Origin of the sequence: Cytobacillus sp. NCCP-133, assembly GCF_026011715.1 — a bacterium.
GTDB lineage: Bacteria > Bacillota > Bacilli > Bacillales > Cytobacillaceae > Cytobacillus.
The window spans coordinates 61,987-73,830 of sequence record NZ_BRVM01000017.1; the positions used below are offsets into that span (position 1 = coordinate 61,987).

General features: G+C 43.1%; 9 protein-coding genes. 8 read left to right on the forward strand and 1 reads right to left on the reverse strand.

What is annotated here, in order from left to right:
* Positions 1-89 precede the first annotated feature (89 nt).
* Genes NCCP133_RS17215 through pyrE form a run of 8 tightly spaced genes read left to right on the forward strand, consistent with a single transcriptional unit; the run spans position 90 to position 9,595 of the window.
* Positions 90-1,028: an aspartate carbamoyltransferase catalytic subunit gene (locus NCCP133_RS17215; protein ID WP_264806325.1), complete on the forward strand. Its 939-nt coding sequence runs from the start codon at positions 90-92 to the stop codon at positions 1,026-1,028.
* Complete coding sequence (locus tag NCCP133_RS17220) at positions 991-2,277, forward strand: dihydroorotase (protein ID WP_264806326.1); 1,287 nt, start codon at positions 991-993, stop codon at positions 2,275-2,277. Before NCCP133_RS17215 ends, NCCP133_RS17220 begins: the two co-directional genes overlap by 38 nt.
* Positions 2,274-3,380, forward strand: a complete 1,107-nt coding sequence (locus NCCP133_RS17225) for a carbamoyl phosphate synthase small subunit (protein ID WP_264806328.1) — start codon at positions 2,274-2,276, stop codon at positions 3,378-3,380. The genes NCCP133_RS17220 and NCCP133_RS17225 overlap by 4 nt, the downstream gene beginning before the upstream one ends.
* Positions 3,359-6,571, forward strand: coding sequence for a carbamoyl-phosphate synthase large subunit (gene carB, locus NCCP133_RS17230; protein ID WP_264806330.1), 3,213 nt, complete (start codon positions 3,359-3,361; stop codon positions 6,569-6,571). The genes NCCP133_RS17225 and carB overlap by 22 nt, the downstream gene beginning before the upstream one ends.
* The gene (locus NCCP133_RS17235) at positions 6,568-7,347 is read left to right on the forward strand and encodes a dihydroorotate dehydrogenase electron transfer subunit (RefSeq protein ID WP_264806331.1); all 780 of its coding nucleotides are present in this window, start codon (positions 6,568-6,570) and stop codon (positions 7,345-7,347) included. Before carB ends, NCCP133_RS17235 begins: the two co-directional genes overlap by 4 nt.
* Positions 7,344-8,285, forward strand: coding sequence for a dihydroorotate dehydrogenase (locus NCCP133_RS17240; protein WP_264806332.1), 942 nt, complete (start codon positions 7,344-7,346; stop codon positions 8,283-8,285). The genes NCCP133_RS17235 and NCCP133_RS17240 overlap by 4 nt, the downstream gene beginning before the upstream one ends.
* Entirely contained in the window at positions 8,257-8,973 is a 717-nt protein-coding gene (pyrF, locus tag NCCP133_RS17245; protein WP_264806333.1) for an orotidine-5'-phosphate decarboxylase, read from the forward strand. Before NCCP133_RS17240 ends, pyrF begins: the two co-directional genes overlap by 29 nt.
* Complete coding sequence (gene pyrE, locus NCCP133_RS17250) at positions 8,963-9,595, forward strand: orotate phosphoribosyltransferase (protein ID WP_264806334.1); 633 nt, start codon at positions 8,963-8,965, stop codon at positions 9,593-9,595. The genes pyrF and pyrE overlap by 11 nt, the downstream gene beginning before the upstream one ends.
* Before the next feature lie 53 nt (positions 9,596-9,648).
* Here the strand turns inward: pyrE and NCCP133_RS17255 are convergent, their stop codons facing one another.
* Positions 9,649-11,364, reverse strand: a complete 1,716-nt coding sequence (locus NCCP133_RS17255) for an Rqc2 family fibronectin-binding protein (protein ID WP_264806336.1) — start codon at positions 11,362-11,364, stop codon at positions 9,649-9,651.
* Between the last annotated feature and the right edge of the window lie 480 nt (positions 11,365-11,844).

Sequence of the window (11,844 nt, forward strand, 5' to 3'; positions counted from 1 at the left end):
AAAACTGTTTCAAAGCAAATTGTTGATTATCAGCACCGAAGTTTCAATGAGTCTTATCGAAAAGCCTTTAAATAAAGAGGAGGGAAAATATGAAGCATTTGCTTACTACCTCAGATTTGGGGATAGAAGAAATTTTTAACATCCTTGGTGATGCCCAGTACTTTTTAAATGGCGGAACATGGACACCGGAAAACAAGGTTTTTGCCGCCAACCTCTTTTTTGAAAATAGCACAAGAACAAAGTGCAGCTTTGAAGTGGCAGAGAGACGACTTGGATTGGATATCATCCCTTTTGAAGTAAGCACTTCAAGCGTATCAAAGGGGGAGTCACTATACGATACGGTAAAAACACTGGAAGCCATCGGGGTTCATGCAGTAGTCATCCGCCATAGCGAAGATCGATATTTTGATGAACTGGCAGGCAAGAGCGGTGTTTCCATTCTAAATGCAGGAGATGGTTGTGGACACCATCCCACACAGTCATTGCTTGACTTGCTGACAATCAAGCAGGAATTTGGATCTTTTGAAGGCCTAAAAGTAGCAATCATTGGAGATATTGCACATAGCCGGGTGGCCAGATCAAATGCGGATGCACTTGTCCGGCTTGGAGCAAAAGTTGTTTTCTCAGGCCCAAGTGAATGGTTTGATGAAGTCATGCTTGAAAGTGGCGTGTATGAAGATGTTGACACAGCAATCGAAACTTCGGATGTAGTAATGTTATTAAGAATCCAGCATGAACGGCACGAGTCGAAAGCAAATCTTACTATTGAAGAGTATCACCTTACTTACGGATTAACAGAAGAACGTGAGAGAAAAATGAAGCCTAACAGCATTATCATGCATCCAGCTCCGGTAAACAGAGGCGTAGAGATTGCAGATAGTTTGGTAGAATGCGAGCGTTCGAGAATCTTCAAACAAATGCAAAATGGAGTATTCATCCGGATGGCAGTGTTAAAAAGATCCATTGAACAAATTGAAGGGGGAGCTAATCATGTCAATATTGATCAAAAATGGCCAGTTGCTTACTAATGAAGGGGAATTTCAAAGAGCTGATATTTATATAGAATCAGAAAAGATCGCTGAAATTGGCTTGAATATTGAAAGAGAAGCACAGGAAATTATTGATGCAGAAGGATTTCTTGTTGCACCGGGCTTTATAGACCTGCATATACACTTGCGCGAGCCGGGCGGAGAAAAAAAGGAAACCATTGAAACAGGCACTAAGGCTGCCGCAAGAGGCGGTTTTACAACTGTTGCGGCGATGCCGAATACTAGGCCGGTTCCTGATACGAAGGAACAAATGGAGAAGCTGAATAAGCGCATTAAAGAGACAGGGGCTGTTAAGGTACTTCCTTATGCCTCCATAACCATCCGTGAGCTTGGCCAGGAATTAACGGATTTTAAAGCGCTAAAAGAAGCTGGAGCATTTGCCTTTACAGACGATGGAGTGGGAATACAGTCAGCAGCAATGATGCTTGACGCAATGAAGCAAGCGGCAGAAATCAATATGCCGATTGTCGCCCACTGTGAAGAAAATACCCTTATTAACAAAGGTTCTGTACATGATGGAATTTTTGCTAAAGAGCATGGACTGAACGGTATTCCTTCCGTTTGTGAATCTGTACAAATTGCTAGGGATGCCCTGCTTGCTGAAGCGGCTGACTGTCATTATCATGTCTGCCACATCAGTACGAAGGAATCGGTGAGAGTGGTAAGAGATGCAAAGCGTGCGGGGATTAAGGTCACTGCGGAAGTAACCCCGCATCATCTCCTGCTTAGTGACGAAGACATTCCAGGCTTGGATTCAAACTTTAAGATGAACCCGCCGTTAAGAGGTGCTGATGACAGAGACGCCTTAATCGAGGGGCTGCTTGACGGCACGATTGATTTTATCGCAACCGACCATGCTCCACATACAGTGGAGGAAAAAGCGGAGGGCATGGTGCTGGCGCCTTTTGGAATTGTCGGATTAGAAACAGTATTTCCGCTGCTTTACACACATTTTGTTGAAAGAGAAATCTTTACACTAAAGCAACTGATCGATTATCTAACAGTTAAGCCTGCAGAGGCATTCGGCCTTCAGTCAGGAAGAATTGAAACCGGAGCAGAGGCTGACTTGGTTCTTCTGGACTTGAAACAACAGGAAAAAATTAATCCTGCTCAGTTTTTATCAAAAGGAAAAAATACGCCATTCTCAGGCTGGGATTGCAAAGGATGGCCAGTGATGACAATGGTTAACGGAAAAATTGCCTGGAACAGAGGGAGTGTAAAAGCATGAAAAAACAGCTGATTCTGGAAGATGGAACTATTTTTATCGGAAAAGGGTTTGGAAGTGATGTAAATTCAATGGGAGAGGTGGTATTCAATACAGGCATGACAGGGTATCAGGAAATCTTGTCAGACCCTTCGTACTGCGGGCAAATAGTCACGCTTACCTATCCATTAATCGGAAACTACGGGATTAATCGGGATGACTTTGAATCCATCTCTCCGGTGATTTCAGGTTTTATTGTAAAAGAAGCATGTGATTATCCTTCCAACTGGAGAAATGAGCAGACATTGGACGAATATTTCCGGATGAAGAACATTCCCGGTATTGCAGGAATTGATACTAGAAAGTTAACAAGAACTATCCGCCAGCATGGGACGCTGAAAGGGGCTATCTGCAGCATTAATGAAAACCCTGTAACGATCATCGAAAAATTGCGTGCATCAAAGCTGCGCAACGACCAGGTTAAGCAGGTTTCCACTAAGACACCTTATCCAGGTCCAGGACGCGGCAGCAGGGTTGTCCTCGTAGATTTTGGAATGAAGCATGGTATATTAAGAGAATTAAATAAGCGGGACTGCGATGTGATTGTTGTTTCATACAACACTACAGCTAAAGAAATTCTGAGCTTAAGCCCTGACGGTGTTATGCTGTCCAATGGACCTGGAGATCCGAAAGATGTGCCGGAAGCTATCACAATGATAAAAGGGCTCATGGGGAATGTGCCGATTTTCGGAATTTGCCTGGGACATCAGCTTTTTGCCCTAGCATGCGGAGCAAATACAGAAAAAATGAAATTTGGCCACCGTGGCTCCAACCATCCAGTAAAAGATTTGCACACAGGAAAAGTCGCGCTAACATCCCAGAACCATGGATATTCAGTAGAAGAAAATTCGATTGCGGGGACTCCGCTTGAAGTTACACATATTGCATTAAACGATGGAACGATCGAAGGCCTAAAGCATAAGGAAGTACCGGCATTTACTGTCCAATATCACCCTGAAGCTTCACCGGGGCCTGAAGATGCAAATGGATTATTTGAACAATTCCTGCAAATGATTGAATCTCAAAAAGAGGAAGGTGCTGCAGCATGCCAAAGCGTACAGATATAAAAAGTATTTTAGTAATCGGATCAGGACCTATTGTAATCGGACAGGCGGCGGAGTTTGATTACGCAGGAACACAGGCCTGCATTGCCCTGAAAGAGGAAGGCTATCGGGTAATCCTTGTAAACTCAAACCCAGCAACCATTATGACCGATACTGAGATCGCAGACGCAGTGTACATTGAACCGCTTACTCTTGAGTTCGTAAGCCGTATCATCCGCAAAGAGCGCCCGGATGCCCTTGTTCCAACACTTGGCGGACAAACTGGATTGAATTTGGCTGTAGAGCTGGCTGAATCTGGTGTTCTAGAAGAATGCGGTGTTGAAATACTTGGAACAAAACTAACTGCCATTCAAAAAGCGGAAGACCGGGATCTTTTCCGCAATTTAATGAATGAGCTTGGTGAACCGGTTCCTGAAAGTGAAATTATTCATAATCTTGAGGATGCATATAGGTTTGTCAATGAGATTGGCTATCCGGTAATTGTACGCCCTGCTTTTACACTAGGAGGAACAGGCGGAGGAATCTGCCATGATGAAGAAGAATTAATAGAAATTGTGACGAGCGGGCTGAAGAACAGCCCTGTAACTCAGTGCCTTCTTGAAAAGAGCATTGCTGGCTACAAGGAAATCGAATATGAAGTAATGAGGGATTCCAATGACAATGCAATCGTTGTCTGCAATATGGAAAACTTTGACCCGGTAGGGATCCATACAGGTGATTCCATTGTAGTAGCTCCAAGCCAAACATTGAGTGACCGGGAATATCAGCTTTTAAGAAACACATCATTAAAAATCATTCGTGCTTTGGGAATTGAAGGAGGATGCAATGTTCAGCTCGCATTAGACCCCCATAGCTTCAATTACTGCATTATAGAAGTAAATCCTCGTGTAAGCCGGTCGTCTGCGCTTGCATCCAAGGCAACAGGCTATCCGATAGCCAAATTGGCTGCAAAAATTGCAGTTGGGCTGACTCTTGATGAAATGATGAACCCTGTTACAGGAAAAACATATGCTTGCTTTGAACCCGCACTGGATTACATTGTATCAAAAATCCCGCGCTGGCCATTTGATAAATTCGAATCTGCTAACCGTTCGCTTGGAACACAGATGAAGGCAACGGGTGAAGTTATGGCAATTGGACGTACACTGGAGGAGTCATTATTAAAAGCGGTACGTTCACTCGAAACGAATATCCATCATTTGGAGCTGAAAGATGCTGACGGAATTTCAAATGATTTGATTGAAAAAAGGATTCGCAAAGCAGGCGATGAGCGCTTGTTTTATATAGGTGAAGCCATTCGCAGAGGGATAGGCATCCAAACGATTCATGATTGGAGCAAAATTGATCTGTTCTTCCTTCATAAGATTAAGAAGATAGTAGATTTTGAGAAAGTCTTAGCAGGAAACCCATTTGACCCTGAGACAGGGAAAACAGCAAAAGAAATGGGGTTTGCAGATTCGATAATAGCTAAACTATGGGACTCCCGTGAAATGGACGTATACAACTGGAGAAAAACAAACAGCATTGTCCCGGTTTACAAAATGGTTGATACGTGTGCTGCGGAGTTTGAATCTGAAACACCATATTTTTATGGAACGTATGAAGATGAAAACGAATCGTTGGCAACAGACCGCAAAAGTGTGGTTGTTCTAGGCTCAGGCCCGATACGCATTGGCCAGGGGGTGGAATTTGACTACTCAACAGTTCACGCGGTCTGGGCGATCAAGGAAGCTGGCTATGAAGCAATCATCATAAATAACAATCCCGAAACGGTTTCAACAGACTTCAGCATCTCCGACAAGCTTTACTTTGAACCTCTTACGATAGAAGATGTTATGCACATTATTGATCTTGAACAGCCAGAGGGAGTAGTGGTGCAGTTTGGCGGACAGACGGCAATCAATTTGGCTTCAAAACTGGTAGAGCGAGGCGTCAGGATTCTCGGAACTTCTCTAGAAAACATTGACCGTGCGGAAGACCGTGATAAATTTGAGCATGCTCTTTGTAAACTGGGGATACCAATGCCAAAAGGAAAGACAGCTCTATCAGTGGGCCAGGCAGTAAAAATTGCAGGCGAAATTGGTTATCCAGTAGTAGTCCGTCCATCTTACGTCCTTGGCGGTAGAGCTATGGAGATTGTATACAAAGAGGAAGAGCTGCTTCACTATATGGAGAATGCGGTTAAAGTAAACCCTGAACACCCGGTACTAATCGACCGCTACCTGACTGGCAAGGAAATTGAAGTAGATGCCATTTCAGATGGGGAGAATGTGCTTATCCCAGGTATCATGGAGCATATTGAAAGAGCCGGAGTTCACTCTGGGGATTCAATCGCAGTTTATCCTCCGCAGAACATCTCGGCTGTGGTTCAAGAAAAATTGGTTGAGTACACAGAAAAGATGGCAAAAGGCCTGGGAATCATTGGACTTCTAAATATCCAGTATGTAATTGCTAAAGGTGAGGTATATGTCCTGGAAGTGAATCCGCGATCCAGCCGTACGGTTCCTTTCTTAAGCAAAATTACAAATGTGCCGATGGCTAAAATTGCTACCAAAGTCATTTTGGGACAGTCAATAGCAGAGCAAGGCTACAATACGGGTCTTCTTCCAGAAAGAAAAGGCGTGTTTGTAAAAGTTCCGGTCTTCTCTTTTGCCAAGCTAAGAAGAGTGGATATCACGCTAGGGCCGGAAATGAAGTCAACTGGAGAAGTAATGGGCAAAGATACGACACTTGAAAAAGCTCTTTATAAAGGCCTTGTTGCTTCAGGGATGAAAATTCAGCCATTCGGGACTGTGCTCATGACAGTAGCAGATAAAGATAAAGAGGAAGCACTGCAGCTTTCGAAACGGTTCGTGTCAATCGGCTATAGGCTGATGGCAACAAGCGGAACGGCTTTGTTCCTGCAATCTGCAGGCATACCTGTCAAAGTGACTGGAAAAATCGGGTCTGAAGGGCCAAATCTTCTGGATGTAATCAGAAATGGAGAAGCGCAATTTGTCATCAATACCTTAACGAAAGGCAAGCAGCCAGCACGGGATGGTTTTCGAATTCGCCGTGAATCTGTTGAAAATGGCGTACCATGCCTGACTTCTTTGGATACGGCTGAAGCCATTCTGCAAGTAATTGAATCCATGAACTTCTCTGCTGATGCAATGGGAAAATCAGAACATATTCGGGAGGCGGTTCTGTCTTGATCAAGCAAGAACTGTGCACCGTTATCTCACAACATCAAATGGCAAATAACATTTATGAGATCACCCTTCAAGGTGAGCTTGTTCATGAAATGATAGAGCCTGGCCAGTTTGTCCACTTAAAAGTAGCGGAGGGCTATGACCCCATGCTTAGAAGGCCGATCAGCATTGCTGAAATCCTTCCAGATCTAAGCCAATTTAAAATGATTTACCGGGCTGAAGGGAAAGGGACTGTTAAACTCTCTGAAAAAAAAGCTGGTGATCGTGTCGATGTATTGGGGCCGCTTGGAAATGGTTTTCCAGTCAAGGAAGCTAAAAAAGGGGATACTGCTCTTTTAGTTGGCGGCGGGATCGGAGTTCCTCCCCTATATGAATTGTCAAAACAGCTTGTTAGTCAAGGTGTAAAGGTTATCCATGTTCTTGGCTTTCAGTCAGCTAGTGCTGTTTTTTATGAAAAGAAATTTACGCTGCTTGGTGAGACCTATACTGCCACAGCTGATGGAAGGAAGGGAATGAAAGGTTTTGTAACGACTGTAATAGATCACTATGAAATCGATTTCGATATTTTATATTCCTGCGGACCAACCCCGATGCTTAAGGCTTTGGAAAATAGATACTCTCATAAAAATGTGTACCTGTCCCTCGAAGAAAGAATGGGATGCGGTATAGGTGCATGCTTTGCATGTGTCAGCCATACAGGGGACGATCCCGACGGATACAGCTATAAGAAGGTTTGCAGTGACGGTCCAGTTTTTAAAGCAGGGGAGGTTGTCCTATGAGTTCCTTGGAAATTAGCTTGCCAGGGCTTGATTTAAAAAACCCGGTTATGCCTGCATCAGGCTGCTTTGGATTCGGCAGAGAATTCAGCCAGCTATATGATTTGAGCAAGCTAGGTGCAATTATGATAAAAGCGACAACGCTAGAGCCCCGATTTGGAAATCCGACACCAAGAGTTGCAGAAACATCAGCAGGAATGCTGAATGCAATTGGTCTGCAGAATCCAGGACTCGATAAAGTAGTAAATGAAGAGCTGGTGTGGCTAGAACAATTCGATGTACCAATCATTGCAAATGTAGCTGGATCACAGGAAGAAGACTATATTGCCGTTGCAAAAAGGATTTCTGCTGCAAAGAATGTGCATGCTTTAGAACTTAATATCTCCTGCCCGAACGTAAAAACAGGCGGAATCGCTTTCGGAACCATCCCTGAAACAGCCAAGAATTTAACGAAAAAAGTAAAAGAAGTTTCAGAGGTTCCTGTATTTGTAAAACTTTCGCCGAATGTCACAAATATCGTAGAAATGGCTAAAGCCGTTGAAGATGGCGGAGCCGACGGATTAACGATGATCAACACTCTTGTTGGCATGAGAATGGATCTTAAAACTGGGAAGCCGATTTTGGCGAATAAAACAGGCGGACTTTCGGGACCAGCCATTAAGCCAGTAGCTCTCCGAATGATTTATGAAGTGAGCCAGCAGGTATCCCTCCCAATCATCGGCATGGGCGGAGTTGAAACAGCAGAGGATGTTATAGAGTATTATTATGCAGGTGCCAGTGCAGTGGCTGTAGGCACAGCCAATTTTGTAGACCCATTTGTTTGCCCGAAAATTATCGATGAGCTGCCGAACCTACTAAAGAACCTAGGCTTTGAGCATATTTCTGAGTGTACAGGAAGGAGCTGGAAGAAACATGAAAAAGCCGCTTATTATTGCTCTTGATTTTGCAGGAAAAGAAGAGGTAAATACTTTTCTTGCAAACTTTGGGAATGAAAAATTATTTTTGAAAGTGGGAATGGAGCTATTTTATCAGGAGGGCCCTTCTATTGTTTATGCTCTAAAAGAAAAAGGCCATGGGATTTTCCTTGATTTAAAGCTCCATGATATTCCAAACACAGTTAAAAGCGCAATGAAAGGCCTGGCCCGTTTAGGCTGCGATATAGTGAATGTGCACGCGGCCGGAGGGAAAGCCATGATGGAAGCAGCACTAGAAGGCCTTGAAACAGGCAGTAATGGAAAAAGGCCTTACTGTATAGCCGTTACACAGCTGACAAGCACGTCAGTACAGCAAATGCAATCAGAGCAATTGATACCCGTCACACTCAATGAATCAGTTCTTCATTATGCCAGCATTGCCAAAGAGTCAGGCCTTGATGGGGTTGTGTGTTCGAGTTTTGAAGCAAAGGAAATAACCTCCCATTTAGGCGAATCCTTTTTAACTGTGACACCGGGGATTAGGCTGTTAGCAGATGATTCCGGGGATCAAAAGAGGGTTGCCACACCGGACTTCGCAAGCGCAGAGGGAGCTTCAGCCATTGTAGTAGGCCGCTCGGTTACGAAATCACAAAATCCATTTGAAAAATATTTACAATGCAAGCAATTATGGGAGGGTGCACTAAATGAAGCATAAAATAGCAAAAAGGTTATTGGATATCAAAGCCGTTGCATTAAACCCTAAAGATCCATTCACATGGTCTTCAGGCCTCCGTGCTCCTATTTATTGTGATAATCGCCTGACACTTTCCTACCCGGAAGTGAGAAAAGAAATTGCGGCGGGACTGAAGGAAATCATAAATGAAAAATTTCCGGGTGCAGAACTTATTGCTGGAACAGCAACCGCGGGAATCCCTCATGCAGCTTGGTTAAGTGATTTGATGGACTTGCCAATGTGCTATGTGCGTTCCAAAGCAAAAGGACATGGGAAGGGCAAGCAAATTGAAGGAAAAGCAGAAGCAGGTCAGAAGGTGGTTGTTGTAGAAGACCTCATATCGACTGGTGGAAGCGCTATTACAGCGGTCAAAGCATTAAGAGAAGCCGGCTGTGAAGTGCTGGGTGTTGCTGCAATCTTCACATATCAGCTTGAAAAGGGCAGAGAGATGCTTGCTCAAGAAAAGATTGAGGCATTTACTTTGACAGATTTTGAAGCTTTGACAGTGGCCGCAATTGAAAAAGGCCATATTGAAAAAGAAGATATGGAAAAATTGGCGGAATGGCGCAATGACCCATCTGAATGGGAGAAGGTTACACAATAAAGGAAACTGCATTCACAAGGAAAAAAGCAAGCGGCCAATGCTTGCTTTTTTTGTTATTTAGTATCTTTTAATGAAAGAACAGTCTCTTCATTCGGTGTCACATAGACCGTCTGCTGATGGTCATATATGACAAATCCCGGCTTTGCACCGCTTGGTTTTTTTACATGCCGGACCTGGGTAAAGTCAACTGGGACTGAGCTGGAATTGCGCGCTTTGCTGAAATAAGCTGCCAGGGAAGCTGCTTCAAGGATGGTTTGTTCAGCAGGTTCCTTGCTGCGGATGACCACATGCGAGCCTGGTATATCCTTTGTATGCAGCCAGATTTCATCACGCGCCGCCACTTTGTTTGTTAAATAGTCATTTTGCTTGTTATTTTTCCCAACCAGAATTTCTGAATCATCAGTTGAGATATAGCGATCAAGCGTTGGTTTTAGGTTTTGTGGCTTTTTGCTGCCGCGTTTTTGCTTTTCCCTTAAATAACCGCCTTCCACAAGCTCTTCCCTAATCTCTGCGATATCTCTTGTTGAAGCTGTTTCTACCTGCTGCAGGAGAGAATCAAAATAAACTGCTTCTTCTTGCGCTTTCTTAATCTGGTCCTTTACAACAACAATGGCAGTTTTGGCTTTTTGATACCTAGTAAAATACTTTTGGGCATTCTCAGATGGAGATTTTTGAGGATCCAGCGGAATCACTGCAGTTTCGCCATTTTCATCATAATAATTGACGACTTCAACATCTTTCATCCCTTTTTGGATCGCATAGATATTGGCTGTAATCAATTCCCCAAATAGTTGATGTTTATCGGCATTTTCTGCTTCTTTTAAAGTTCTCTTCAGCTTTTCAATTTTCTTTTCATTTTTTTCCTTTTCATTCACGATAAAACGCTCAAGGTCATTGGATTGCTGTTTGACCCGATCTCTTTCTGCTTTTCCAAAATAAAAACGGTCAAGCATTTCACTTAGAGTATGGAACACTCGGCTTTCGCCTTTTAAATGGCTTAGCGGAAATAAATAAAAGCTTTCTTTTTTCTCAGCAGCTGTGATGGAAGGCTGTGTGGAATGGTTTTTTATTAAACCAATTAAGTTCAAAAAACTATTAGGGACAGTTGTCCTGTTGGCTAGTCCTGCATTTTGAATGACTTCCTTCGCAAAAAGCGGGGAAATACCTGCGAATTTTTCCACAAGCTGCTTATCAATCTTCCCGCTATTAAAATCAATTCTGCGCAAAATTTCCTGTTCATCAGCATCGAATGGATTATATTTATTCTGGGAAGGAGGAAGAACATATTCCTGACCTGGCAAAATGGCGCGATGGCTGTTTACTGCATAGGATACATGCTTAATGCTGTCGAGAATGATGTTGCGTGTTTTATCCACAAGTGAAATGTTGCTGTGCCGCCCCATGATTTCTACAATCAGCTGTTTATACGATGTATCGCCGATCTCATTTCTTCCTTTAACTTCAAAGACCATAATGCGGTCCAGCCCAATTTGATGGATATCTTCAAGGATGTAACCCTCCAGATGCTTTCTTAATAACATGCAGAACATTGGGGGTTCTGAAGGGTTATCATGTGCTTCATTGGTAATTTGGACCCGGGCATAGCTAGGATGAGCGGAAAGAAGTAGCTTGTGGTTTTTACCGTTAGCCCGCACAACCAAAATCATTTCATTTTTATATGGCTGCTGGATTTTATTAATTCTGCCGCCTTTTAAAGTGTCCATCAGTTCTTTGGTCATAGCTCTTGTAAATAAACCGTCAAATGACATATAGGAACATCCTCTTCTATTGGAAATAGCATTTATTTTAAGCTGTTTCTCTGGCAATGATGCAGAGTTATAAAATTATTCTTTCATTTATTTCATAAAAATCAAGTCAAAAGACTTGGTTCTATTTCGGCACCTGGGACGATAGACTTTAACGGCGATAACTGTGATCTCTGAATGTACATATTAAATTTTTAACGCCAAAAACCGGTCCCTAAGCTCCCGAATGGTAGTTAATCACGCCGATTAACGTCGACAACTTCCTCGAGCATCCAATTGTTAGTGAACCAAGATACGACAATATCTTGTGCCCAAACTACCAAATGGCCGTTAATTCAACTAATTACAGCCATATTTTAACTTGAATAATTTAACGGGAGTCAAAGCATTTGTTTGCCTTAACACTAACTCTGCTTTTTCTGTGAAAATAAATAAACTTGGGATCACCCTGTGTTATGAGAGTGGGGTTAACTTTTTAATCGT

Excerpts from the sequence above, each read along its gene's own strand:
- NCCP133_RS17255 (WP_264806336.1), bottom strand. The coding sequence starts at position 11,364 with ATGTCATTTGACGGTTTATTTACAAGAGCTATGACCAAAGAACTGATG.
- NCCP133_RS17225 (WP_264806328.1), top strand. The coding sequence starts at position 2,274 with ATGAAAAAACAGCTGATTCTGGAAGATGGAACTATTTTTATCGGAAAA.
- NCCP133_RS17220 (WP_264806326.1), top strand. The coding sequence starts at position 991 with ATGTCAATATTGATCAAAAATGGCCAGTTGCTTACTAATGAAGGGGAA.
- NCCP133_RS17240 (WP_264806332.1), top strand. The coding sequence starts at position 7,344 with ATGAGTTCCTTGGAAATTAGCTTGCCAGGGCTTGATTTAAAAAACCCG.
- NCCP133_RS17215 (WP_264806325.1), top strand. The coding sequence starts at position 90 with ATGAAGCATTTGCTTACTACCTCAGATTTGGGGATAGAAGAAATTTTT.
- pyrF (WP_264806333.1), top strand. The coding sequence starts at position 8,257 with ATGAAAAAGCCGCTTATTATTGCTCTTGATTTTGCAGGAAAAGAAGAG.
- pyrE (WP_264806334.1), top strand. The coding sequence starts at position 8,963 with ATGAAGCATAAAATAGCAAAAAGGTTATTGGATATCAAAGCCGTTGCA.
- carB (WP_264806330.1), top strand. The coding sequence starts at position 3,359 with ATGCCAAAGCGTACAGATATAAAAAGTATTTTAGTAATCGGATCAGGA.